Genomic DNA, 24,251 nt, shown 5'->3' with positions numbered 1-24,251 from the left:
TCCTCCTTGGGCTGGGACTGTCGGTGGCGTCTGGCACCATCGGGGCATGGTGCAGGTGTGTGTGAACGGGGGGCGCGGGTCCGGCGACGGCGCGCTCGTGCCGCTGTCGCCGGGAGCCATGGCCGGCTCCGCGGCGGAGGCCGTCGCGGCCGGGGCGTCGGACATCCATGTGCATCCCAAGTCTCCCTGTGGACAGGACACTCTGTCGGCGAAAGCGGTTGCGGCGACGCTGGAGGAGATTCGTTCCCGGACCGGCGTCCCCGTCGGGGTGACGACCGGCGCCTGGGCCGAGCCCGACCCGGCGGCCCGGGTCGCGCGCGTCCATGAGTGGACCGTCCTGCCGGACCACGCTTCGGTCAACTGGCACGAGCCGGGGGCGGAGAAGGTGGCCGCGGCGCTGCTGGAGCGGGGCGTGGGCGTGGAGGCGGGCATCTGGTCCGGCACGGACGCGGCCGCGCGGTTCGCGGCGTCACCGCTCGGGCCGCGGGTGCTGCGCGTCCTGGCGGAGGTGACCGACCCCGGCCCCGGCTCGGCCGTGGCCTCGGCCGGGGAGCTGCTGGCCGCCCTCGGCACGGCTCACGGCCGCCCCGTCCTGCTGCACGGGGAGGAGGGCGGCGCCTGGCCCGTACTGCGTCTCGCCGCGCGTCTCGGCCTGGCGACGCGCATCGGCCTGGAGGACACCCTGGTCCTGCCCGACGGGCAACGGGCCGTTTCGAACGCCCAGTTGGTGACGGAGGCCCTGGTCCAGTACAGGTCCGCGGCACAGTCCTCCGATCGGCGGCCGTGACCGTAGCAGCCCCAAAATCTGTCGCTCCACCCCTTTACCGTCCGGACAGTTGGAGGCGATGACACCGCCCTGAGGACCCGAGGAGCCCCGCCATGTCGACGCTGCGCGTCACCGCCGAAGTGCTGACCGTCCACGAGCATCCGAACGCCGACGCGCTCGAGCTGGCCCAGGTGGGCCTGTACCGTGCCGTGGTCGCCAAGGGGGCGTACCGCACCGGTGAGAGCGCCGTCTACATCCCTGAGCAGTCCGTGCTGCCGGAGGAGCTGATCGAGGAGCTGGGGCTGACCGGGCGCCTCGCGGGCAGTCGCTCGGACCGGGTGAAGGCGGTCCGGCTGCGCGGCGAGCTGTCGCAGGGGATCGTCTGCCGGCCGAAGGCGCTGGCCGGTGTCGACCTCGCCCGGGCCGCGGCCGAGGGCACGGACTTCGCGGAGCGGCTCGGCGTCACGAAATGGGTGCCGCCCATCCCGCCGACCATGAACGGCGACGTGGAGGCGGCTCCCGACCTGCTGCCCTGGGTCGACATCGAGAACATCCAGCGGTATCCGGACATCTTCACTCCGGGCGAGGACGTGGTCCTGACCGAGAAACTGCACGGCTCGGCCTGCCTGCTCACGTACTTCGCCGGGGACGGCCGCGTCCAGGTCTCCTCGAAGGGCTTCGGCGCCAAGTACCTGGCACTGAAGGAGGACCCGCGCAATCTGTACTGGCGCGCCGTCCACGGCCACGCGGTCGCGCAGGCCGCGGACCGGCTCGCCGAGCGGCTCGGGGCGCGCCGGGTCGGCATCTTCGGCGAGGTGTACGGGGCGGGCGTGCAGGATCTGACGTACGGCGCCGACGGCCGCCGCGAGACGCTCGGGTACGCGGTGTTCGACGTGTCCGCGGAGATCGACGGCGAGGTCCGCTGGCTGGACGCCGCGGAGCTGCTCACCGGCGAGCTGCCGCTCGTACCACGGCTGCACGAGGGCCCGTACGACATCGGCCGGGTGCTGGAGTTCGCCTCCGGGCGCGAGACGGTCTCGGGGCAGGGGCTCCATCTGCGCGAGGGGGTCGTGATCCGGTCGGCCACCGAGCGGTACAGCCCGGTGACGGGCGGCCGGGCCGTCGCCAAGGCGGTCAGTCCCGCGTACCTGACGCGCAAGGGCGGCACGGAGTACGAGTGAGCGGGGCACCCGGGGGCTGTCTCAGCGGCGGTTCCCGGGGTCCTTACTCCTTCTCCTGCGTCCTGTTCCCGCGCCGACCGCCGCGCTCCACCATGAGGCGGGAGCCGCTCTGCCGCTCGCCGAAGACGTCGTCGGGGTTGGACAGCACGCAGGTCTCCAGGGAGAGGCAGCCGCAGCCGATGCAGTCGGTGAGGTGATCCCGCAGGCGGCCCAACTGCTTTATCCGCTCGTCGAGTTCGGAGCGCCAGGCCTCGGAGAGACGGGCCCAGTCCTCGCGGGTCGGCGTGCGTTCCTCCGGCAGTTCGGCGAGGGCGTCGCGGATCGTGGCCAGCGGGATGCCGACGCGCTGCGCGGCTCGTACGAAAGCGACCCGGCGCAGGGCGTCACGGTGGTAGCGGCGCTGGTTGCCCGCGGTGCGGCGGCTGTTGATCAGGCCCTTGGACTCGTAGAAGTGCAGGGCCGAGACGGCGGCTCCGCTGCGGGCCGACAGCTGGCCGACCGTGAGCTCGTGGATCTTCTCGGGAATCTGGGGCATCCCCCGAACCCTACCCAGCCCGTCAGGCTTCCGGTCCGTTGACAGGGGACTCCTCCGCGACCATGCTAAGCAGTTGCTTAGACATGGTGCTCCGAGACACAGCGACGCGAGAGGCCGGGAACATGGCAGAGCCGAGGATCTTCACGTCCGCCGACGAACTGAAGGCGGCGGTGGGCGAGCAGTTGGGGCACAGCGACTGGCTGGAGGTCGACCAGAAGCGGATCGACCTGTTCGCCGAGGCGACGGGCGATCACCAGTGGATCCATGTGGACCCGGAGAAGGCCGCGGCGGGCCCCTTCGGGACGACGATCGCTCATGGCTACCTCACGTTGTCGCTGCTGCCGCTCTTCGGACCTCAGCTGATCAAGGTCGAGGGCGTCAGGATGGGCGTCAACTACGGCACGAACAAGGTGCGTTTCCCCGCCCCGGTCCCGGTGGGCTCGCGGCTGCGCGCCACGGCGAAGATCACGGGCGTCGACGAGGTGCCGGGCGGCGTCCAGGTGTCCGTCGGCTTCACCGTGGAGCGCGAGGGGGGCGACAAGCCGGTCTGTGCGGCCGAATCGGTCTCCCGCTACTACTTCTGACCCGGCCGGGGACGAACCGCGGGACCGTCACCGCCGGTCGCGCCCGGGCGGCGGAGCCGCACGCCGGTTCGGTCCCGCGCGCCCGGCGGACGTTGCCTGCCGCGGCACTAGCTCCTTGCGCCGACCATCCTCAGCACCAGGTCCGCGTACAGGGTGCCCACGTCCTCAGGCGTCCGCGAGCCGTTCACGTTGAACCAGCGGGCCACGTCGATGCACAGGGACAGGACCGCGAGGGTCGTGCCCGGGACGTCGGGGACGTCGAAGTCGCCGGCCGCCACGCCGTCCTGGATGATGCCGCGCACCTCGGCGTCGACCTGGCGGCGCAGGGCGATGATCTCCGCGCGGGCGTCCGCGCCGAGCGAGTCCAGTTCGTACTGGACGACCCGCGCGGTGGTACGTCCGCCGGCGTGCCAGCGGACGAAGGAGCTCACGGCGTCGGCGAGCCGCTCGGCCGGGCTGCCGGGGCGGCCGGCCGCCGTCCGCAGGATGTCGAGGGCCTTCTCGTGGCCGATCCTGCTGATCCGGTGGAGCAGCTCTTCCTTGGTCTTGTAGTGGATGTAGAGCGCGGCCGGGCTCATCCCCGCCCGGCCCGCGATGTCGCGGGTCGTCGTCGCGTGGTACCCGCGCTCGGCGAAGGCCTCCACGGCGGCGACGAGCAGCCGCCGGGCCGCGTCAGGGGTGACCTCGGCCCACGGCTGCATCTCGCCGCCGGCCGTCTCCTCCGCCGTACTCATCGCTCGTTCGCCCCTTCCAGTGACAGGACGAACACCATACCTCCGATACTGAGCGAGCGCTTAGACTGCCCGCTCAGAGCGGTGGGAAGCGGCCTCGGGGCCTGGTGGCCGCGCGGAGGTCACAGCTTCTCGTAGGGGTCGTGCTCGGCGAGGAGCTTCTCCAGGCGGGCCTGGTCGACACGGCTGACGATGTGCCCGGCCTCCTGCCGGTCCCGGATCACCTTGGCGAGGGTGAACGCCGAGGTGACGAGGTACAGCACGGCGATTCCCAGGAAGGCGCGCACCCAGGTGTCGGCCTCCAGCCGGAAAATGCCGAGGGCGGTGGCGACGGCTGCGACGCCGAAGGAGGCGACCGCCTGGCCGTAGAAGGCGGCGGTGGACTGCTGCTTGACCGGTGTCTCACTCATGTGACCAGGGTCGGCGGGAGTGGCCGACGGCACATCCGCCCGCGTACTCAGTCGCCGTACTCAGAAAGCCGACACGCCTGTCAGCGCCCGCCCGATGAGCAGCTTCTGTATCTGGCTGGTGCCCTCGTAGAGCGTCATGACCCGGGCGTCGCGCAGCAGCTTGCCGACCGGGTACTCGTCGATGTAGCCGTAGCCGCCGAAGACCTGGAGCGCGTTGTTCGCGGCGCGCACCGCGGCCTCCGAGGCGAAGAGCTTGGCCTTCGAGGACTCGGTGGCGAACGGCTCGCCACGGTCGACGAGATCGGCGACGCGCCAGGTGAGCAGCCGTGCCGCGTCCACGTCCACGGCGATGTCGCTGATCAGTTCCTGGACGAGCTGGTGGTGGGCGATGGTCTTCCCGAACTGCTCGCGCTCGGTCGCGTAGGTCACAGCGGCCTCCAGCGCGGCCTGGGCGATCCCCACACAGCCGGCCGCCACCGACATCCGGCCCTTGGCCAGTGCGGACATGGCGACGGTGAAGCCCTTCCCCTCGGGGCCGAGCATCGCCGAGGCCGGCACACGCACGTCCTCCAGGGTCAGTTCGGCGGTGGCCTGGCCCCGTAGTCCGAGCTTGCCGTGGACGGTGCGGCGGGTCAGCCCGGGGGTGTCGGCGGGCACGAGGAAGGCGGAGACGCCCTTGTGGCCGGGGGCGTCGGTCGAGCGGGCGAAGAGCAGTACGACGTCCGCCCAGGTGCCGTTGGTGATGAACATCTTGCTGCCGTTGATCACGTACTCGTCGCCGTCGCGCAGGGCCCTGGTCGAGAGGCTGCCCGCGTCGGAGCCGGTGCCCGGTTCCGTGAGCCCGAAGCAGCCGACGTACGCGCCGGAGGTCAGGCCCGGCAGCCACTGCCGCTTCTGCTCCTCGCTCCCCCAGGACGCGACGGTCTTGGCGACGAGCCCGAGCGAGACCGAGACGATGCCGCGGACCGAGGAGTCGCCGCGGCCCAGCTCCTCCGTCACCAGGCAGTACGCGAGGTGGTCGCCGCCGGAGCCGCCGTACTCCTCGTCGACGGTGAGGCCGAGGAAGCCGACGTCGCCGAGCTTCTTGACGAGCGAGCGGTCGACCTCCTCCGCCCGGTCCCAGGCGATCACGTTCGGCGTGATCTCCCGCTCGACGAAGTCCCTGGCCAGCCGTCGGACGGCGGTCTGCTCCTCGCTGAGCTCCAGGTTCATGCCGAGTCCTCCCGGTCGAAGGCCACGTGAAGGCCGTGGCGTGAAAGCCGCGACTTTAAATTAGCACTGCTAGTTTCTGTTTCGCAGCCCTACTATGTGCGCCATGGCCCGACCGCGCAAGCCCCTCCTCAGCACCGACCGCATCGTCGGGGCGGCACGGACGCTGGTGGACGCCGAGGGCCTCGCCGCGGTGTCGACCCGCCGGCTGGCGGCGGAGCTGGGAGTGAGCGGGCCGTCCCTCTACAACCACTTCCGCACGAAGGACCAGATCCTGGAGGCCGTCGCGGACTCCGTGAGCGCGCAGGTCGACCTGTCGATGTTCGACGACGGCCGGGACTGGCGTACCGCGCTGCACGACTGGGCCGTCTCCTACCGGGCGGCCCTGCGCGACCACCCGAACATCGTCCCGGTGCTCGCCCGCGGGCCCGGGCGCCGCCCGGCCGGACTGCGGCTCGCGGACGCCGTCTTCGGTGCGATGGTCGCGGCGGGGTGGCCGCCCGCGCAGGCCACGTCCATCGGCGCGCTGATGCGGTACTTCGTGATGGGGTCCGCGCTCGGTTCGTTCGCCGGGGGCTTCGTGGACGACGAGACGGCGTACGATCCCGCCGACTATCCGCATCTCGGGCAGGCCCATCTCCTCGCCGAGCAGCAGGAGAAGATCGACGAGCGGGCGTTCGAGACGGGGCTCAGAGCGTTGCTGGACGGCTTGGCCCAGCAGTACGAGGCGCTCCGCGCGTAGCGGGGTTCTGCGGTGGTGGGGTTCTGCGGTAGTGGGGTTCTGCGGTAGTGGGGTTCTGCGGCTGCGGGGCGGTCGGTGCCTGTTGCGCAGTTCCCCGCGCCCCTTGAAGACGCTCCGGTGGTGCGGTCGTTCGACGGCTGCGGACCGTGTGGGCTTGGCGCGCCGTTCCCCGCGCCCCTGTGGGGCACTTCGGTGGTGCGGGCATCTTTCGGTGTGCGGCGAAGTGTGGGGCGTGCATGCTGGGTGCATGTCCTCCTCACGTACGGGGCGTGCGCGGGCCGCGCGCGCCGGTGCCGCGGGGCTCGCCGCCCTTGCCTCCCTGGTCGCCGACGAGACGCGGGCCGCGTTCCTGCTGGTGCTGCTCGACGGGCGGGCGTGGACCGCCGGGGAACTGGCGCGGCACGCCGGGGTCGCCGCGTCCACGGCCAGCGAACACCTGGGCAAGCTGGTCGCGGGCGGGCTGCTGACCGAGGAGCGGCAGGGGCGGCACCGATACGTACGGCTGGCCGACGCCCGGGTCGCCCAGCTCGTCGAGGACCTCGCCGCGCAGGTGACGCCGACGGCGACCGCACGGCCGCACACCCTGCGCGAGGCCGGCGCCGGCAGCGCGATGGCTCGCGGCCGTACCTGCTACGACCATCTGGCCGGCCGTCTCGGCATCGCGGTCACCGACGCGCTCACCGGGCTCGGCCTGCTGCGCCAGGACACCGGGTTCGCGCTCACCGACGAGGGGGTGAGCTGGTTCGGCAACCTGGGCGTCCCTCTCGTACGCACCGGCCGGCGCCCGCTCGCCCGGGCCTGCCTGGACTGGACGGAACGGCGTCCTCATCTCGCGGGGACCGCGGGAGCCGCGCTGTGCCGGCACGCCCTGGACGCGGGGTGGTGCGTACGCATCGGCTCCGAGCGGGCCGTGAAGGTCACGGACCGAGGCGAGCGGATGCTCGCGGAGCTGCTGGGGATCCGGCCGGAGGCACTGCGCTGACCCGCCGCGTCCGTAACCCCTGTCGCCGAACGGCCGACGCCGAGTGCCGGGCCCCGGGGCCCTGGGCCCGGCACAGAGCCCGTCCGAAAATCGCGAGCCCTTCGACCGTCTCCCGCCTAGCCTCTGGACCGTGATGAACTCTGCTGCGCCCGCCCGTCGTACCGAACTGCTCGCCGCCGCGGCGGCCACGGTCACCGTGCTGCTGTGGGCCTCCGCCTTCGTGTCCATCCGCAGTGCGGGCGAGGCGTACGCGCCGGGCGCACTGGCCCTGGGACGCCTGCTCCCCGGGGCGCTGGTCCTCGGAGTGATCTGCCTGATACGCCGGGAGGGACTGCCCGCGCGGGCGGCCTGGCCGGGCATCGTGGTGTCCGGGCTGCTCTGGTTCGGGCTGTACATGGTGGTGCTCAACTGGGGTGAGCAGAAGGTCGACGCCGGGACCGCCGCCCTGGTGGTGAACGTCGGACCACTGATCATGGCCCTCCTCGCGGGCTGGCTGCTCAAGGAAGGGCTGCCGCAGCGGCTGCTCGCCGGGATGGCCGTCTCCTTCGCGGGCGCGGCGGTCGTCGGACTGTCCATGTCGGGCGAGGGCAGCGCCTCCGTGGTCGGCGTGCTGCTCTGTCTGCTCGCCGCGGTCGCCTACGCGGGCGGTGTGGTCGCCCAGAAGCCGGCCCTGCGGCACGGCTCCGCGCTCCAGGTGACGACGTACGGGTGTGTGATCGGCGCGGTGGCCTGTCTGCCCTTCGCCGGGCAGTTGGTCTCCGACGCCCGGGACGCCCCGCTGTCCGCGACCCTCAACATGCTGTATCTGGGCGTCTTCCCGACCGCTCTCGCCTTCACCACCTGGGCGTTCGCGCTGGCCCGCACGACGGCCGGGCGGATGGGGGCCACCACGTACGCGGTACCCGCGCTGGTGGTGCTGATGTCCTGGGCGGCGCTCGACGAGGTGCCGGGGTGGATCACTCTGGGCGGCGGGCTGGTGTGCCTCGCGGGGGTGGCGGTGTCGCGGTCGGGCCCCCGGGGCGCGGCGACGGCAGGGACAGCGGCTCCCGCCACTGCCGTCGGCGCGGCTGCGGAGGCCGGCCCGGAGACACACCCTGAAACGCGCCCTGAGCCGCAGTCCGGGAAGGCCTAGTCCGCGAACATCACCATCGCCCGTCCGCCCTTGCCCGCCAGCATGTTCTCGAACGCCGCCGGGATGCCGTCCAGGCCGATCCGTTCCGTGACGAGGGCGCCCAGGTCCAGCCGTCCCGCCCGCACGTGCTCGGCGAGGACCGGCAGGTCACGGGCAGGATCGGAGTTGCCGTAGACGCAGCCGGAGAGCGTGCGACCCCAGTGGAAGATCTCCAGCGCGTTGAAGGAGACCTGCTGGTCCTTGCCGCCGATGCCGACGACCGTCGTCCGGCCACCACGACGTGTGGACTCCCACGCGGCGCGGATCGTCACGGCACGGCCCACGCACTCCACGGCCACGTCCACCCCCTGCTTTCCGGTGAGCCCCCGGATCTCACGAGCCGTGGCGTCCGAGGCGACGACGTACTCCGTCGCTCCGGCCGCACGCGCCAGGGCCTCCTTCTCCGGTGACACGTCGACCGCCACGATCGTCGAGGCACCGGCGATCCGGGCGGCCTGGAGAGCCGCGAGCCCCACGCCGCCGACACCGAACACCGCCACGGTCTCACCGGAGCGGACCTGAGCCGAGTGGTGCACCGCCCCGTAACCGGTCAGTACGGCACAGCCGAGCAGGGCCGCGTCCGCCAGGGGGATCCCGTCCGGCGCCGGCAGCACGCACGCACCCGGCACCACCGTCTCCTGCGCGAACGCGGCGACGTTCAGACCCGGGTACAGGTCCGTCCCGTCGGAGGAGCGCCGCGCGTACACGTTCCCGGCCCCCACCAGCGCGTTGGCGCACAGCCACACCTCCCCCAGTGAGCAGGCGTGACACCTTCCGCAGGAGGGAGCCCAGTTGAGGACGACTCCGTCCCCGGGGGCGACATGCGTGACGCCGGGCCCGACGGAGACGACGGTCCCCGACCCCTCGTGCCCGAGGACGGCGGGCACCGGCACCCGCATGGTGCCGTTGGTCAGCGACAGGTCGGAGTGGCAGACCCCGGCGGCGGCGAGGCGTACCCGCACCTGCCCGGGGCCGGGCTCCGGCAGCTCGATCCCGGTGACCTCCAGCGGGGCCCCGACGGCGGGCAGGACGGCGGCGCGAACCGTGTCGTTGTTGCGGGCCATGCGTACAACGCTCCTAGAACTGGAGGGACTTGGTCTGGAGGTACTCGGAGAGTCCGTGCGAGCCGAGCTCGCGCCCGACGCCCGACTGCTTGTAACCGCCGAAGGGCGCCCGGGGGTTGAAGCGTCCGCCGTTGATGTCGACCTGCCCGGTGTCCAGGCGTCGCGCGAAGGCCACCGCCTCCGCCTCCTCCCCGGCCCAGACGGCGCCCGCGAGCCCGTACACCGTGCCGTTGGCGATGCGCAGGGCGTCCACCTCGTCCTCGTACCGGATGACCGACAGGACCGGGCCGAAGATCTCCTCCTGGGCGATCGTCATCTCCGGGGTGACGTCCGCGAAGACGGTCGGGCTGACGAAGTACCCCTGTTCCTGCGGGGCTTCGGGTCCGCCCGCGACCAGACGTGCGCCCTCGGCGACGCCCTTCTCGATGTAACCCCGCACGCGCTGCTGCTGCTTGGCGCTGACGACGGGTCCGATGCGCTCGCCGTACTTCGCGGCGGCTTCGGCGGCCAGTGAGACCGCCTCGTCGTACTGCGAGGTGTGCACCAGCATGCGGGTCCAGGCGCTGCACGTCTGGCCGGAGTTGGACATCACGTTGGCGACGCCGACGTTCACCGCCTTGGCCAGGTCGGCGCTCGGCAGGATGACGTTGGCGGACTTGCCGCCCAGTTCCAGCGCGACCCGCTTGACGGCCGCGCCCGCCGTCGCGCCGATCCGTCTGCCGACGGCCGTCGAGCCGGTGAAGGAGACGAGGTCCACGCCCTCGTGCCCGGCGAGCGCCTGGCCCGCGACCGGGCCGAGGCCGGTGACGAGGTTGAAGACACCGGCCGGCAAACCCGCCTCATGGACCACCTCAGCGAAGAGCTGCGCGGTCAGCGGGGTGTCCTCGGCGGGCTTCAGCACCACCGTGCAGCCCGCCGCGAGGGCCGGGGCGACCTTGGCGACGATCTGGTGCAGCGGGTAGTTCCAGGGGGTGATCGCTCCGACGACGCCGACCGGTTCCAGGTAGACGGTCGAGTTCCCGACCTTCTCCTCGAAGGCGTACGAGGCGGCGAGTTCGGCGTACGAACCGGCGACCGCGACCGGCGCCCCCACGTGCACCGCCTGGGAGAACTTCAGCGGCGATCCGAGCTCGGCGGTGACCGTCCCGGCGATCTCGTCCTTGCGGGCGACGAGGACGTCCCGGAGGGCGCCGATCCGCGCGGCGCGCTCGGCGGGCGGGGTGGCGGCCCAGGCCGGGAAGGCCCCGCGGGCGGCCCGGACGGCGGCGTCGACGTCCTCGGCGGTGCCCGCCGGGACATGGCCGATGACCTGCCCGTCGGCCGGGTTCACGACGGCGATCGTGTCCGCCCCGGCGGCCGGGCGCCATTCGCCGTCGATGTACATGCCGTCGTGTGCCTTCATGCGTTCCTCCCGGGAGTGGGGCGGCGTCGTCCGCCACCCCAACCTAGCCGTCGTCCGCACCTCAAACTAGCGGTGTTAGTTTTTGCACGCCAGAGGCGCCGCCGCGGTGGACGCCGCAGGCTCCGGTCCGGCCGGGAGGAACCGGACCTCAGAAGTCCGCGTGTGTCGGTTCGTCCAGCCTGGCCACGGACTCCTGGGCGAACTCGCGCTCGTACGCGTTCCGGATCCGCTCGATCCGCGGGTCGGCCGCCCGGGCCCGCCCGGCCGGATACAGCAGGATCAGCTCGTACGACCGCTCGCGCTCGACGACGCCGTTCCTGTCCCGCCACTGACCGCGCCCGTCCTGCACGGTGAGCCCGTCCGGGAAGGCCGGGGTGACCCTCCGGTCGACGAAGTCCATGAACTGCCGGTCGGTGACGGCCGGGCCCCCGTCGGGGCGCTCGGTGCCGAAGAACAGACGCGTCTCGACGTACGCCGCGCCCCTGACCGCCGGGGCGGCCTCCCGGGGCTGGTCCTCGGTGAGCGTGGCGTACGCGGCCGGGGCTCCGGCGAACAGCAGCGCGGAGGCGGTCGCGGCGGCGAGGCGGGTTCGGGTGATGTCCGTGATCATGGACGTATGCCTAGCGGGACTCACTCGTCCAGGTCCGGCAGGCGCGCCGGGGCCGGGCAGATGCGTACGCCGTGCTGGTCGAAGACGAACAGATGGGCGAGGTCCACGAGGAGCGGGACCTGCATTCCGTGGCGGAGCGTGTGGTCGGGGGTCGTACGGACGATGAGGTCTCCCGGCGGCCGGCCCTCGGCCGGCTGCTGTTCCGCCCGGTCCGGCCCCGCGTCGCCCGGGTGGTCCATGACCACGACGGGTCCGGCCCGCAGTACGTCCGCCCGGCCCCGCAGCCGGCCGAGGACACCGCCCTCCCGACGGCGGCGCCGGGACGGGCCGGCCACCGGACGCGGCGCCTCCAGATCCGGTACGAGAGCGGGCCGCGAACCGGTGTTGAAGTGGACGAGGACCTCGTGCCCCTGGAACTCGACATGCTCGACCAGCCCGCTGATCGCCACCTCGCCGGGCCGGGCCTCCGCCCGCCGGGCGATCCGTACCGCCTCGGAGCGCAGACCGACGATGACCTCGCGGCCCTGCTGCACCCGGAGCAACTGGTGGTCCAGGCAGAGGGGTTCGGGCAGGACGAGGGCCTGGCGGCCGAGGCCGATCGACATGGCGCCGTCGAGCGGGGCGAGGACGACACCCCGGAGCAGGTTGATCCTGGGCGTGCCGACGAAGGCGGCGACGAAGACGTTCTCCGGCAGCGTGTAGACATCGCGCGGGGTGCCGAGCTGCTGGAGGACACCGCCGCGCAGGACGGCGACCCGGTCACCGAGGGACATCGCCTCCGTCTGGTCGTGGGTGACGTACACGGTGGTGACGCCCAGCTCCCGGGTGAGCCTGGCTATCTCGGCCCGCAGGTGGTTGCGGAGTTTGGTGTCGAGATTGGCCAGCGGCTCGTCCATCAGGAAGGCGGAGGGGTGCCTGGCGATGGCCCTGCCCATCGCCACGCGCTGGCGTTCCCCGCCGGAGAGCTGATGGGGGAAGCGGTCGAGAAGGTCCTCGATGCCGAGCATGCGCGCCGTGGCGTCCACGCGCGGGCGCGGGTCCTGGCCGGGGGACTCGATACGGAGGGGGAAGCCGATGTTCCCGCGGCCGGTCATGCTCGGGTAGAGCGCGAAGTTCTGGAAGACCATCGCCATGTCCCGTTCGGAGGGCGGGAGATGGTTGGCGTACGTCCCGTCGAGGCGTACCTCTCCCTCGGTGGGGTCCTCCAGTCCGGCGATCATCCTCAGCACGGTCGACTTGCCGCAGCCGGACGGCCCGAGCAGCACCAGGAACTCGCCCGGCGCGATGTCGAGCGACAGCCGTTCCACCACCCGCACGCCAGGCGTGTAGGACTTGCTGACCTGGTGCAGGGAGACGGCACGTGACATGGGACGTGACCCCCGGGGGCTCACAGGGCGCCGGCGCCCCGCGGTCGGAGGTCTCGCGCGGGTCGTACGAGACCTATGAGTCACGGAAGCTAACGGACCGCACACATCCCGGGGAAGACTCACGGCGGGATCGGACGGCCGGCGCACGGCGCCCCGCGCGAAACCCGCCGTTCCGACAACTCCCGTGCGAAGAACGCCTGTTCAGCGTCTCTCACGCTCTGGTGCGGATGGCGTACGCCTCGTACGCTCCGTCGGCCCGGCCCCCGCGGCGCCGGTACTGCCCTGCCGCAGCCCCAGCCCAGAGGCGATCACCAGCAGCGCTCCCAGCATCACGAACGGCGCGGCCACGCCCGCCACTCCGGCGATCAGGCCCGCGGCGGCGGGCGCGGCGACCTGGCCGAGCCGGTTGCCGGTCAGCCTCAGGGCGAGGGCCGTGGAGCGCGCCTCGTCCGGTGCGGCCTGGACGACCGTGGTCATCGACAGGGGCTGGCCCACGCCGAGGCAGAAGCCGAGCAGCGCGAGGATCACGGCGAGGCCCCAGACCGGCACGGGCAGCGCGATCCCGGCGCACAGCACGGCGGCCAGCAGGCAGGTCGTGGTGAGCAGCGCGGCCCGGCCCAGCAGCCGCAGCATCGGGGTCATCACCAGGCGGCAGGCGATGGTCGCCGCCGCACGCAGGCTGAGCAGCAGGCCGATCACGGAGGGCGCGATGCCCCGGTGCTCACCGACCACCGGCAGGTACGCGGTGAGGATGTCCGTCGCGGAGAGCACGGCGAGGCTGATGAAGATGCCCGCGGGCACGCCCCGGGTGCGCAGGATGCGGTGCACGGGGACGCGATCGCCTTGTCCGGTACGGGACTTGGGCTGCGTGCGGTGCTCTATGCGCCACAGCGAGACGAACGAGACCGCGGCGACCGCGCCCGCGACCAGCAGGGCGAGGGCACTGGTGCCCGCCATGTCGGGGCCGCCGATGAGGGCGCCCGCGGCGATCGGTCCGACGAGCTGGCCTAGCGAGGCTCCGATGGTGAAGTGGCCGAAGTTGCGGTCCTGTTCGTGGGGCGCGGACTGGCGGGCCACGAGCGACTGGGCGCCGATCACGAACGAGAGGTGGCCGAGGCCCATCACCCCGCTCCAGGCCGCCATGGCGGCGAGGGAGTCGGCCCGGCCGCTGAGGGCGCAGCCGCCGGCGATGAGGACGACGCCCACCGGGAGCAGCGGGGCGCACCGGCCGTGGTCGGTCCGGCGTCCGAGCGGTACGGCGGCGAAGAGCGGCAGCAGTGCGTACACCCCGGCGATCACGCCGATCGCGCGTTCGTCGGCGCCCAGCGCGAGGGCCCGATAGGAGACGGCGGGCCGCGCCATCGACACCGCCCCCTGCGCGAAGCTGAAGGCGATGACGAGGCGGAGCAGCCAGCCGCGGTTCCCACCGGGCCTCACAGTGACTCTTCCCATCGGATCAAGTCGGCCCTCCCGGCCGTGCTCCAGGTCGGACGCCCGGACCCGGGAGCCCGGTCGGACTCCCGGGCACCGGGGGTCAGATGATGCCGAACAGGATTCCCGCGCCGAGGACCACCAGCGAGGTGAGCGCGGCCCACTTGACGACGAACTTGGTGTGGTCGCCGAACTCGACCTTGGCCATGCCGACGAGGACGTACACGGCCGGGACCAGCGGGCTCGACATGTGCAGGGGCTGGCCGACGAGGGAGGCGCGGGCGATCTCCAGCGGGGAGACGCCGTGCGCGGCACCGGCCTCGGCGAGGACCGGCAGGACACCGAAGTAGAAGCCGTCGTTCGACATGAAGTAGGTGAGCGGGAGGCTCAGGACGCCGGTGACGATGGCCATGTGCGGGCCCATGCCGTCCGGGATGCCGTCGACGAGCCACTTGGCCATGGAGTCGACCATGCCCGTGCCCTGGAGGACGCCGGTGAAGACGGCGGCGGCGAAGACCATGCCGGAGACGTTCAGGACGTTGTCGGCGTGGGCGGCGAGCCGGGCCCTCTGGTCGGGGATGTGCGGGAAGTTGACCGACAGGGCCAGCGCGGCGCCGAGCAGGAACAGGACCGGGATCGGCAGCAGTTCCATGATCATGGCGGTGAGGAGGGTCACCGTGAGCAGCGCGTTGAACCAGTACAGCTTGGGACGCAGCGTCGGACGGTTCGGGTCCAGGCCCTGGAGGCGGACGTCGTCCTCTTCCTCGTCGTCGTCGGCGGCGGCGGCGTCGGTGCCGGAGCCCGCGCCGCCGGTGGTCTTGGTGAAGCGCACCTTGCCGTCGCCCGGGCCGCCGGAGGCGGTGGCGCCGGCGCCGACGAGCACCGTCTCGGTCTCGGTGACCTCGGTCGTCCCCGGGGTCTCGGTCTCCTGCTTCTCCTTCTCCAGCACGTCGGCGAGGCTCAGCACACCGAGCCGCTTGCGCTCGCGCAGGCCGAGGACGTACGAGAGGGCGATCACGGCGACCAGGCCGACGGCGAGCGCCGGGATCATCGGGACGAAGATGTCGCCGGCGTCGAGCTTGAGCGCGGTGGCGGCGCGTGCGGTCGGGCCGCCCCAGGGCAGGGTGTTCATCACGCCGTTGGCGGTGGCGGCGACACCGGTCATCACCACGAGGCTCATCTTGAGGCGCTTGTACAGCGGGTACATCGCCGAGACCGTGATCATGAAGGTGGTCGAACCGTCGCCGTCCAGGGAGACGATCGCCGCGAGCAGGGCCGTGCCGACGACGATGCGCAGCGGGTCGGCCTTGCAGAACTTGAGGATGCCTCGGACGATCGGGTCGAAGAGGCCGACGTCGATCATGACGCCGAAGTACACGATGGCGAACATCAGCATCGCGGCGGTGGGCGCGAGGTTGCCCACCCCTTCGATGACGTAGTCGCCGAGATGCGCGCCCTTTCCGACGAACACGCAGAAGAGTGCCGGGATCAGTACGAGCGCCGCGATCGGCGACATCTTCTTCATCATGATCAGGACCAGGAAGGTCGCGATCATGGTGAAGCCGAGGATGGTCAGCATGAGTGGATACCTAACGTTCGCCCTTGAACTCCCACCAGGGCCGGCGGTTCGAGTGACGTTAGGGCGAGCCCACAAGTCTTAACAAGATGTTGACACGAGAGCAATAAGCGCAAAACTCCTGGTCACAGCGTTGTGCCTGTTGGCGCGATATCGATGGGCACGCCATTGAGCACTGCTGTGCCGGACAGCGGGTCGAGCAGGCTGCCGTCCAGGAGCTGGTTGACGTTGACGCCGGGTTCCGTGGCGGCGTGGGTCAGCCGGGTGCCGGGACGGTCGTGTCCCCAGCCGTGCGGCAGGCTCACGACGCCGCGTCGTACGGAGTCGGTGATCTCGGCCGGGGCCACGACCTCTCCCCCGGCGCCCTTCACCCGCACCGGCGCGCCGTCGGTGACGCCGAGGCGTTCGGCGTCCTCGGGGTGGATGTGCAGGGTGCAGCGGTTGGTGCCGCCGGTGAGGGCGGGGATGTTGTGCATCCAGCTGTTGTTGGAGCGCAGGTGGCGGCGGCCGACGAGGACGAGGCCCTCGGGGCGCCGGCGCAGCGCGTCGCGCAGGCGCGGGAGATCGTCGGCGAGCGGCCGCGGGAGGAGCTCCACGAGCCCGCTGCGGGTCTTGAGGGGCTGCGGGAGGCGCGGCTGGAGGGGGCCGAGGTCGATGCCGTGGGGCTGGTCGAGCAGCTTCTCCAGGGTCAGACCTTCGGGGCGTACGCCGAAGCCGTCGCCGTACGGGCCGAGCCGCAGCATCATGTCGAGGCGCCGCTCGGGGCCGGTCTCTCCGGTGAGGGCGGCGGCGAGTTCCTGGGGTTCGCGGCCGTGCACCGGGGAGTGCTGTTCCCTGACGGCCTTGCCGAGGGTCTGGTCGATGACCAGGGTGTCGACTGCGGAGGGGTCGGCGCCGTGCATGCCGGTCGCGGCGAGGACGAGCCGGGCGAGGATCTCCGTCTCGGCCATCCTGCCCGCTTCCAGGGGGACCGCGGCCCGGGTGTAGCGGACCTGGTTGCGCACGGCGAGCGTGTTGAAGGCGAAGTCGTGGTGCGGGCTCTGCGACGGCGGGGGCGGCGGCAGGACGACGTGGGCGTGGCGCGAGGTCTCGTTCAGGTACGGGTCGACGCTGACCATGAAGTCGAGCGAGTCGAGGGCCCTGTCGAGGCGGTCGCCGTCGGGCGTGGACAGGACGGGGTTGGCGGCGACGACGATGAGGGCGCGGACCGGCTCGCCCTCGGCGGTCGCGGTGTCGATCTCCTCGGCGAGGGCGGCGATCGGCAGTTCGCCCTTGGCCTCCGGGTGACGGCCGACCCGGCTGTGCCAGCGGCCGAGCGCGAAGCCGCGGCCGGGGCCGGCGGGGCGGGGTGTCCGGTCGGTGGCGGCCTGCGGGAAGAGGGCGCCGCCGGGGCGGTCGAGGTTGCCGGTGACGATGTTCAGGATGTCGACGAGCCAGCTGGCCAGGGTGCCGTGCTCGACGGTGCAGCTGCCGATGCGGCCGTAGACGGCGGCGGTGGGCGCGGCGGCCAGTTCGCGGGCGAGCGCCCGGATGGTGTCGGCGTCGACGTCGCAGGCCCCGGCGGCTGCCTCGGGCGTGAAGTCCCGGACGGCGTCGGCGAGTTCGTCGAGTCCTTGCACCAGGTCGCGGAGATCGCCGAGGTCGGTGAGCTTCTCGTCGAAGAGGACGTGCGCCATCGCCGCGAGGAGCAGCGCGTCGGTGCCGGGGCGGATGGCGATGTGCCGGTCGGCGAGCCGCGCGGTGCGGGTGCGGCGGGGGTCGATGACCGTGAGGGTGCCGCCGCGCGCCCTGAGGGCCTTGAGTTTCCCGGGGAAGTCGGGCGCGGTGCACAGACTGCCGTTGGACTCCAGGGGGTTGGCGCCGATCAGCAGCAGGTGGTCGGTGCGGTCGAGGTCGGGTACGGGGATCGCGTTGGCGTCTCCGTAGAGGAGGCCGCTGGAGACGTGCTTGGGCATCTGGTCGACGGTGGACGCGGTGAAGAGGCTGTGGGTGCCGAGTCCGGCGAGCAGGACGGTCGGGTAGAGGGCGCCTGCCATGGTGTGCACGTTCGGGTTGCCGAGGACGACGCCGACGGCGTGCGGCCCGTGCCGTTCGACGACCGGCCGCAGTCCGGCGGCGACCGCGTCGAAGGCCTCCTCCCAGGTGGCCTCGCGCAGTTCGCCGTCCTTGCGCACGAGCGGGGTGCGCAGTCGGTCCGGGTCGCCGTCGGCGGCCCCGAACGAGGCACCCTTCGGGCAGATGAAGCCCTGACTGAACACGTCGTCGCGGTCTCCGCGCGCGCTCGTCACCCTGGTCCCCTCGATGGTGAGCGTCAGCCCGCAGGTGGCCTCGCAGAGGGGGCAGATGCGCAGGGCTGTGCGGGAGTCGGTGGTGCTGGACACGGGGTCCTCCCGGAGGGGTGGCGGCGACGGTGACGCACTGACCCGACCGAGCATACCGACCGGTATGAACGGTGGGGAGGGGGCCGACGGGGGTCACGTCGGAAATTCGCGGGCCGCGCGACCGCGAAGGCCTGCCGCCCTCTTCGCCCGCCCCCGTGCCCGGCGGGCCGACCGTACGTCGCGCGGATCAGTCGAGCGAGCGCGAGAGGTACGCCCGGAGCAGCTGCCGGGTCTCCTCGACGACCCGCTCGTCGCCCGCCGGGCTGAGGCGGAAGGCGAGCTGGACGAGGGTGTCGGCCGCTTCGACGGCGATGAGGAAGGTGCGGCGGAGGTCGTCGTCGGGGGCGCGGTCGAGATGGACGGAGAGCATGTCGGTGAGGCGGTCGGCGACGCGCGTGTTGGGTTCGGCGTCACGGGTGCCGACGGGGATCTGGTTGCCGAAGTCGACGAGGGAGAACCCGGGCGCCGTGCGCTTCATGGCGAGGTACTCGTCGAGGACCGCGTCCATGGCCGCGCGCCAGCCGGCCCCGCCGCCGGTCTCCTGGAGGCGACGGGTGACGCGCTCGGTGTAGACGTCGAGGTTGCGCTGGGCGAGCGCGTCGGCCATGGCCCGCTTGTTGCCGAAGAACCGGTAGACGGACCCTATGGGCACACCGGCGCGCAGGGCGACCGCGCGGGTGCTCAGGGCGTCGTAGCCGACCTCGTCCAGGAGGTCGGCGCAGGCGTCGAGGATACGGGTGAGTCTTTCGGCGCTCCGGCGCTGGACGGGCGCGCGGCGCAGCGAGGTCGCGTGGGGCACGGGCTTCATGATGCCTTTCCGCCGAGGTCCGGTGAACCTTGCCCCCGGGTACGAAGTCGGTGTCCGTACCACTCATCCTTCGGTGTCCGGGCCGCTCGCCGTCCGGCGTCCGTGCCGCGCCTCGCGGGCGTCGGTCCGGTGGTCACGGAGGCCGGGGGCTGGGCGGCCTCGGAGCGCGGGGGCCCCGAACCGGCGGCCGCCGGGGGCGACGGCTGCGGGCCGGTGGCCGTGGAGGCCCGTGCGGGCGGGCCGGTCGCCGTCCGCTCCTCGTGCGTGGGGCCCGGGTCGGACACCGTGATGTCCGCCGTACTGCCGACGGGCTCTCCGTCGACGGCCCACACCGTGTCGTCGTCGGCGTGCAGGCGCACGGTCACCTGGTGGGTGCCGCGCGAAACGACCCCGCCGGAGAGATGGTGGACCGGGCCGCGGAGCTGGGACAGGGGGCGGCCGTCCAGCCGGAGCAGGGCGTAGCCGCGGCCCTGCTCGGCCGCCTTGCGCGTACCGGCGGGCGAGAAACTGAAGTCGCGGACGGTCAGCCGGACGTCCCAGCCGTCGTCGGCGGCGGGCTGTATCTCGACCTCGACCCGGGGCGCGCTCTTCTCGTCGACCTCACGGTAGTGCCGCCCCTCCTCGTCCGTGTCCTCCAGCACCTCGCCCACCGGTGAGGGCCTCACCTCGTCGTCCTCCTGCGCGTCGCCGGATCCGCAGCCGGTCGCTCCGGCGAGCAGGGCGCCGAGCAGGGCACAGACCGCGAGCGCGGTGAGTAGTACACGCGTCCACGACATGCGGGGAGATTAGAACAGCTCTCCGACAGCCGAATCCCCCTTGAGTCGGGTTCTGGGTACTACCACGGTCCCGCCGGGGGCGTGCGGCCTCCTCCGGGCGCCGGATTCCCTCTTGCGCACCGATTCCGCGAATCCTACGGTGATACATAGGAATCGGGAACGAGGGAGCGATCATGAGCGGGGACGCGCGCAACGGCGCCGAGGCACTGCGGAAGACCGCCGAGGCGCTGACGTATCTCTCGGGGTTCGGCAACGAACACAGTTCGGAGGCGGTGCCGGGTGCGCTCCCGCTCGGCCGCAACTCGCCGCAGCGGGTCCCGCTCGGGCTGTACGCGGAGCAGCTGAGCGGCTCGGCGTTCACCGAGCCGCGGGCGCACAACCGCCGCTCGTGGCTGTACCGGATCCGTCCGTCGGCCGCGCACCCCGCGTTCACCCGCACCGACAACGGCACGCTGCGCACGGCTCCCTTCACGGAGACGGTGCCGGACCCGAACCGGCTGCGCTGGAACCCCATGCCCGAGCCCGCCCCGGGCACCGACTTCCTGGCGGGCCTGTGGACTCTCGGCGGCAACGGCGACGCCACCCAGCGCACCGGCATGGCGGTGCACCTCTATCACGCCGACGTCTCGATGGAGCGGGTGTTCAGCGACGCGGACGGCGAGCTGCTGATCGTGCCGGAGCGGGGCGCGCTGCTGCTGCGCACCGAGTTCGGCCTGCTGCATGTGGAGCCGGGACACGTGGCGTTGATTCCTCGTGGGGTGCGCTTCCGTGTGGAGCTGCTCGACACCGCAGCCGACGGCAGGCGCAGCCCGTCCGCCCGGGGCTATGTGTGCGAGAACTACGGGGCGCCCTTCCAGCTCCCCGACCTCGGACCGATCGGCGCCAACGGCCTCGCCAACCCCCGGGACTTCCGGGCCCCGGTCGCCGCGTACGAGGACGACACGGAGACGGCGGGACCGGTGGAGGTGGTCAACAAGTTCTGCGGCAACCTCTGGACGGCGATGTACGACCACTCGCCGCTGGACGTCGTCGCCTGGCACGGCAACCATGTGCCGTACGCCTACGATCTGCGCCTCTTCAACGTGATCGGCACCATCAGCTACGACCATCCCGACCCGTCGATCTTCACCGTGCTGACGTCGCCGTCCGACACGCCGGGTCTGGCCGGGGTCGACTTCGTGGTCTTCGCGCCGCGCTGGCTGGTGGGCGAGGACACCTTCCGGCCGCCCTACTTCCACCGGAACGTGATGAGCGAGTACATGGGGCTCGTCGAGGGCGCCTACGACGCGAAGGCGGAGGGCTTCGTGCCGGGCGGGGGTTCGCTGCACAACATGATGTCGGCGCACGGTCCCGACCGGGAGACGTTCGACCGGGCGAGCGCCGCCGAGCTGCGGCCGCAGAGGGTCGACGACGGTCTGGCCTTCATGTTCGAGACGCGCTGGCCGGTCACCGCGACCGCACAGGCCGCCCGGGCGGAGCATCTGCAGCGCGGGTACGACGACGTGTGGCAGGGTCTGCAGCGCCACTTCCGGCCGGACGGCCGGCCGTGACGGCCGGCGGCCGCTCATGACCGCCCGTTGCACCGAACGCCCACGAACGGTACGGATACCCTCGTGACCTCCTTCGCCCCGGACTCGATCGTCCTGAACCGCAAGCTGCCGCTCTGGTATCAGGTGTCGCAGTCCCTGCGCGCCTCCATACTCGGCCGGTCGCCGCAGGATCCGCTGCGCCTGCCCACCGAGGAACGGCTGGCGGAGCACTACGGGGTGAGCGTGCTGACCATGCGGCAGGCGCTCAAGGAGCTGGAGGACGAGGGGCTCATCACCCGCCACCGCCGGCGCGGCACGTTCATCGAGCCGAGCGCCACGCGGGGCGCCCCGGTCCGGCTGCTCGGCTCGGTCGACGCGATCGTGGCCCAGCAGTCGGGCATGACGACGGAGCTGCTGGACCACGGAAGCGAGCCCGTGTCGGCCGAGCTCTCCGAGCACTTCCCGGACCTGACGGAGGTGGCGACGTACCACCGGCTGCGCAGCGACGAGAAGACCGGCGAACCGACCAACCACGCGCGCAACTACGTCCGGCCCGAACTGGCGGCGCTGATCGACCCCGAGGACCTGGTCCGCTGGCCCATGACGAAGGTGCTGCGGGATGTCGCGGGGGCGCGGATCGGCCAGATCACCGACACCGTCGAGGCGCGGCTCGCCGACCCGGAGACCGCGCGGCTGCTCAACGTCCCGCTGCTGAGCCCGATCCTGCACTACACGGGCATCGTGCACGGTGAGGACGGCCGGGCGCTGGACGTGGCCCGTATCCACTACCGGGGCGACCGTTTCTCGTTCACGGTCACCCTCGACGCCCACTGACCGTGCGGGACGGACGGGACGGAGTCGCCGCTCATGACCCACGTCGTACGATGCCGAGCGTGACGCACGACGACGCGCCGCTGCTCGCGGACCTCATGCCGTGGTCCGTCGCACCGCCCCGGCTGGGCCGGGCGTGGCCGACGGGGCCCGACGCGGCGTCCCTGAAGGCGCGGTGGGACGCCCTCGTGAAGACAGAGGGGCCCGACCGCGAGGCGCTGTTCGGCGTCACCCGCGCGCGGACCCTGCACTCGGCGGTGGGGCAGTTGCCCGGCCGGCCCTCCGGAACGGGCCGGCTGGCGCGGGCGTCCGGCCGGTGTGCGGAGCCCGTCCGGGTCCTGCACGGGCCGTTCGACGAACAGTGGCTGATCCCCGACCACCGGCTGATCGACGCGGCGCGGCCGGAGTTGTGGCGCGTGGCGGACGAGGAGCAGCTGTTCGCCGTGGAGCAGACCCCCGCCCCCGACGCGCCGCCCCTCCTGATCGCGTCGGTCCTTCCGGTGGTCCCGCCGCACCCGAAGTCCCTGCCCGTCGCCCGGCCCGGCCGGGTCCGGCCCCTGTACCGGCGCCCCGGCGGCCGTGAACCCAACCTGGCGCCGGGACTGCTGGACCTCCTGGCCGAGCGCCTCGACCACTCCCCCACCCCCCTCGACGTCCTCGCCTGGACGGTCGCGGTCGCCCGCCCCGGTCCCCGCGGGTGCGCCGTCCCGCTCACGGCCGATCCGGAACTCTGGTCGCACGGGACCGGGTTGGGCCACCGCATGCTGCGGCTGATGCGCCGCGACGGCGAGCGTCCCAGGCTTCCCGGTGGCCGCCGCCCGTACGTACGGGCCCCGCTCCCCTCCCGGCCCGTCGAACTCCGCTACGACCGCGACGAGGAGGCCCTCCACCTCGACGAGGGCCGCATCTCCCCCGTACCGCCCGCCGCCTGGGACTTCGAGGTCGGTGGCGTCCGCGTCCTGGACCAGTGGTTCGCCGGCCGGACCAGCGTGCCGGAGCCCGGCACACTGGAGGCGATCCGCCCGGCAACCTGGCCCCAGGCCTGGACGTCCGAGCTGCTGGAGGTCATCACGGCCCTGTCCCTGCTCGCCGAACTACGTCCCCAGCAGGCCGAGTTGACGCCAGGCACCCCGATCACCGCGACCGACCTGCGGAAGACGGGCATCCTGCCGCCCTCGGACACGTCCCGCAGACCGGCCTCGGTCCTGGACCACCACGAAGAGGGCCCGGAGGGCCAGTTCACCCTGCTCTGACACAACGTGGGGACGCGGGGCGAGGACGCGAGCCCACTTGCTTCGGGGGCGCGGGGAACTGCGCGACCATCCCCCACCGGCCCACAGCTCCAACTCAACCTCGCCCTCACCCCCGCCCGGCCAGAAATTCACCGCACCGGGTCGAACCCGTCCAGCACCCGAACCAACGCCCGCTCGAACACCGCCTCCAGATCGATCGGCCCCGCGGCCTCCATGAACGCCGCCGCCATCCGCGGATACGCCCCGGTGGCGACCTGCCCGCCCAGGTAGGCGCCGCGCACGGCGTTCTCCTGCTCCTCGGACCACGGCAGCGCCCGCACCCGCTCCGCCGTGGCCAGCTCGTTGCCGACGTACGTCGTCACGACCCCGTTGAGCATCGCGATCAGCTCGAACTTCGTGCCGTACGTCCCCTCGAAGGAGTCCAGGCAGGCCAGGCAGTGCTCCAGATAACGCAGGGCGCTGGGGCTGAAGCCGTACACCGGCGACATCAGGGCCGGCAGCCAGGTGTGCCGGTGCATGAGGGCGCGCGTCTGATGGGCGACCCGGAGCATGTCGGCACGCCAGTCCCCCGCGGGCTCCCACAGCTCGTGCTCGGCGCTGACGGCGTCGACCATCAGCTCGTACAGGTTTTCCTTGCGCGGCACGTAGTTGTAGAGCGACATCGTGCCGCAGCCCAGCTCGGCCGCGACGTGCCGCATCGAGACGGCGTCCAGCCCCTGCGCGTCCGCGATCCGCACCGCGGCGGCCGCGACGTCGGCCCGGCTGAACGCGGGCCGCGGCCCGCGCCCCGTGCGCTCGGGTCGGGCCCAGATCACTTCGGGTACGTCGGCACGTCCTGCCATCGGTGTCGCCAGCCCTGCCGTCGGAGAAACCTGTCGACACCATCCTAGTTACGTACAGCGTACGTAATGC

Annotated in this window: 23 protein-coding genes; 9 read left to right on the top strand and 14 right to left on the bottom strand. The window is 72.3% G+C overall.

Translation table 11 applies throughout. The features are described 5' to 3' along the window. Positions 1 to 46 precede the first annotated feature (46 nt). Positions 47 to 787 (top strand): 3-keto-5-aminohexanoate cleavage protein, encoded by a 741-nt coding sequence (locus tag O1Q96_RS13300; protein ID WP_269248374.1) that lies wholly within the window; start codon positions 47 to 49, stop codon positions 785 to 787. Positions 788 to 879: 92 nt separating this feature from the next. After that, complete coding sequence (locus tag O1Q96_RS13295) at positions 880 to 1,947, top strand: RNA ligase (ATP) (RefSeq protein ID WP_269248373.1); 1,068 nt, start codon at positions 880 to 882, stop codon at positions 1,945 to 1,947. A gap of 43 nt (positions 1,948 to 1,990) precedes the next feature. Here O1Q96_RS13295 and soxR read toward each other — a convergent pair whose 3' ends face one another. Continuing rightward, positions 1,991 to 2,482, bottom strand: coding sequence for a redox-sensitive transcriptional activator SoxR (soxR, locus tag O1Q96_RS13290; protein WP_269248372.1), 492 nt, complete (start codon positions 2,480 to 2,482; stop codon positions 1,991 to 1,993). 122 nt (positions 2,483 to 2,604) lie between these two features. Here soxR and O1Q96_RS13285 point away from each other — a divergent pair, with 122 nt between their 5' ends. Next, positions 2,605 to 3,066 carry a MaoC family dehydratase gene (locus O1Q96_RS13285; RefSeq protein ID WP_217455031.1) on the top strand — a complete coding sequence of 154 codons (462 nt, stop codon included), beginning with the start codon at positions 2,605 to 2,607 and terminating at the stop codon, positions 3,064 to 3,066. Positions 3,067 to 3,173: 107 nt separating this feature from the next. Here the strand turns inward: O1Q96_RS13285 and O1Q96_RS13280 are convergent, their stop codons facing one another. The 3 genes from O1Q96_RS13280 to O1Q96_RS13270 all read right to left on the bottom strand — a co-directional run bounded on the left by O1Q96_RS13280 (position 3,174) and on the right by O1Q96_RS13270 (position 5,419). Continuing rightward, positions 3,174 to 3,800: a TetR/AcrR family transcriptional regulator gene (locus tag O1Q96_RS13280; protein ID WP_217459312.1), complete on the bottom strand. Its 627-nt coding sequence runs from the start codon at positions 3,798 to 3,800 to the stop codon at positions 3,174 to 3,176. A gap of 119 nt (positions 3,801 to 3,919) precedes the next feature. Continuing rightward, positions 3,920 to 4,207, bottom strand: a complete 288-nt coding sequence (locus tag O1Q96_RS13275; protein WP_269248371.1) for a YiaA/YiaB family inner membrane protein — start codon at positions 4,205 to 4,207, stop codon at positions 3,920 to 3,922. A 60-nt stretch (positions 4,208 to 4,267) separates the two neighbouring features. Further along, on the bottom strand, positions 4,268 to 5,419 hold the full coding sequence (locus O1Q96_RS13270; protein WP_269248370.1) for an acyl-CoA dehydrogenase family protein: 1,152 nt from the start codon (positions 5,417 to 5,419) through the stop codon (positions 4,268 to 4,270). 103 nt (positions 5,420 to 5,522) lie between these two features. On the opposite strand from O1Q96_RS13270, the gene O1Q96_RS13265 reads away from it, so the two are divergent. The 3 genes from O1Q96_RS13265 to O1Q96_RS13255 all read left to right on the top strand — a co-directional run bounded on the left by O1Q96_RS13265 (position 5,523) and on the right by O1Q96_RS13255 (position 8,272). After that, positions 5,523 to 6,158: a TetR/AcrR family transcriptional regulator gene (locus O1Q96_RS13265; protein WP_269248369.1), complete on the top strand. Its 636-nt coding sequence runs from the start codon at positions 5,523 to 5,525 to the stop codon at positions 6,156 to 6,158. Between the two features lie 247 nt (positions 6,159 to 6,405). Further along, positions 6,406 to 7,140, top strand: coding sequence for an ArsR/SmtB family transcription factor (locus O1Q96_RS13260; RefSeq protein WP_269248368.1), 735 nt, complete (start codon positions 6,406 to 6,408; stop codon positions 7,138 to 7,140). Positions 7,141 to 7,273: 133 nt separating this feature from the next. Next, on the top strand, positions 7,274 to 8,272 hold the full coding sequence (locus O1Q96_RS13255) for a DMT family transporter (RefSeq protein WP_269253585.1): 999 nt from the start codon (positions 7,274 to 7,276) through the stop codon (positions 8,270 to 8,272). On the opposite strand, the gene O1Q96_RS13250 is transcribed toward O1Q96_RS13255, so the two are convergent. The 9 genes from O1Q96_RS13250 to O1Q96_RS13210 all read right to left on the bottom strand — a co-directional run bounded on the left by O1Q96_RS13250 (position 8,269) and on the right by O1Q96_RS13210 (position 19,726). After that, the gene (locus O1Q96_RS13250; protein ID WP_269248367.1) at positions 8,269 to 9,375 is read right to left on the bottom strand and encodes a Zn-dependent alcohol dehydrogenase; all 1,107 of its coding nucleotides are present in this window, start codon (positions 9,373 to 9,375) and stop codon (positions 8,269 to 8,271) included. The genes O1Q96_RS13255 and O1Q96_RS13250 overlap by 4 nt on opposite strands. 13 nt (positions 9,376 to 9,388) lie before the next feature. After that, complete coding sequence (locus tag O1Q96_RS13245) at positions 9,389 to 10,777, bottom strand: aldehyde dehydrogenase family protein (RefSeq protein ID WP_269248366.1); 1,389 nt, start codon at positions 10,775 to 10,777, stop codon at positions 9,389 to 9,391. Between the two features lie 148 nt (positions 10,778 to 10,925). After that, the gene (locus O1Q96_RS13240; protein WP_269248365.1) at positions 10,926 to 11,387 is read right to left on the bottom strand and encodes a DUF3574 domain-containing protein; all 462 of its coding nucleotides are present in this window, start codon (positions 11,385 to 11,387) and stop codon (positions 10,926 to 10,928) included. A 20-nt stretch (positions 11,388 to 11,407) separates the two neighbouring features. Beyond that, positions 11,408 to 12,754 carry an ABC transporter ATP-binding protein gene (locus O1Q96_RS13235; RefSeq protein ID WP_269248364.1) on the bottom strand — a complete coding sequence of 449 codons (1,347 nt, stop codon included), beginning with the start codon at positions 12,752 to 12,754 and terminating at the stop codon, positions 11,408 to 11,410. A 201-nt stretch (positions 12,755 to 12,955) separates the two neighbouring features. Beyond that, positions 12,956 to 14,191, bottom strand: coding sequence for an MFS transporter (locus O1Q96_RS13230; RefSeq protein ID WP_269248363.1), 1,236 nt, complete (start codon positions 14,189 to 14,191; stop codon positions 12,956 to 12,958). 97 nt (positions 14,192 to 14,288) lie between these two features. After that, positions 14,289 to 15,764 (bottom strand): CitMHS family transporter, encoded by a 1,476-nt coding sequence (locus O1Q96_RS13225; protein WP_269248362.1) that lies wholly within the window; start codon positions 15,762 to 15,764, stop codon positions 14,289 to 14,291. A gap of 122 nt (positions 15,765 to 15,886) precedes the next feature. Then, positions 15,887 to 18,142 carry a molybdopterin oxidoreductase family protein gene (locus O1Q96_RS13220; protein ID WP_269248361.1) on the bottom strand — a complete coding sequence of 752 codons (2,256 nt, stop codon included), beginning with the start codon at positions 18,140 to 18,142 and terminating at the stop codon, positions 15,887 to 15,889. Between the two features lie 187 nt (positions 18,143 to 18,329). Then, positions 18,330 to 18,950 (bottom strand): TetR/AcrR family transcriptional regulator, encoded by a 621-nt coding sequence (locus O1Q96_RS13215; protein ID WP_269248360.1) that lies wholly within the window; start codon positions 18,948 to 18,950, stop codon positions 18,330 to 18,332. After that, positions 18,947 to 19,726 carry a nuclear transport factor 2 family protein gene (locus O1Q96_RS13210; protein ID WP_331276037.1) on the bottom strand — a complete coding sequence of 260 codons (780 nt, stop codon included), beginning with the start codon at positions 19,724 to 19,726 and terminating at the stop codon, positions 18,947 to 18,949. The genes O1Q96_RS13215 and O1Q96_RS13210 overlap by 4 nt, the downstream gene beginning before the upstream one ends. 173 nt (positions 19,727 to 19,899) lie before the next feature. Between O1Q96_RS13210 and hmgA the strand changes: the two genes are divergently transcribed. From hmgA to O1Q96_RS13195, 3 genes are all read left to right on the top strand, one after another. Beyond that, positions 19,900 to 21,276: a homogentisate 1,2-dioxygenase gene (hmgA, locus tag O1Q96_RS13205; protein WP_269248359.1), complete on the top strand. Its 1,377-nt coding sequence runs from the start codon at positions 19,900 to 19,902 to the stop codon at positions 21,274 to 21,276. 63 nt (positions 21,277 to 21,339) lie between these two features. Beyond that, the gene (locus O1Q96_RS13200) at positions 21,340 to 22,089 is read left to right on the top strand and encodes a GntR family transcriptional regulator (RefSeq protein ID WP_269248358.1); all 750 of its coding nucleotides are present in this window, start codon (positions 21,340 to 21,342) and stop codon (positions 22,087 to 22,089) included. A 50-nt stretch (positions 22,090 to 22,139) separates the two neighbouring features. Further along, positions 22,140 to 23,339, top strand: a complete 1,200-nt coding sequence (locus tag O1Q96_RS13195; RefSeq protein WP_269248357.1) for a type ISP restriction/modification enzyme — start codon at positions 22,140 to 22,142, stop codon at positions 23,337 to 23,339. 128 nt (positions 23,340 to 23,467) lie between these two features. Here the strand turns inward: O1Q96_RS13195 and O1Q96_RS13190 are convergent, their stop codons facing one another. After that, the gene (locus O1Q96_RS13190; protein WP_269248356.1) at positions 23,468 to 24,181 is read right to left on the bottom strand and encodes a TetR/AcrR family transcriptional regulator C-terminal domain-containing protein; all 714 of its coding nucleotides are present in this window, start codon (positions 24,179 to 24,181) and stop codon (positions 23,468 to 23,470) included. Positions 24,182 to 24,251 lie beyond the last annotated feature (70 nt).

Source organism: Streptomyces aurantiacus (assembly GCF_027107535.1).
In the GTDB taxonomy this organism is placed as follows: Bacteria; Actinomycetota; Actinomycetes; order Streptomycetales; family Streptomycetaceae; genus Streptomyces.
This window is presented reverse-complemented; position numbering and strand designations above follow the sequence as displayed.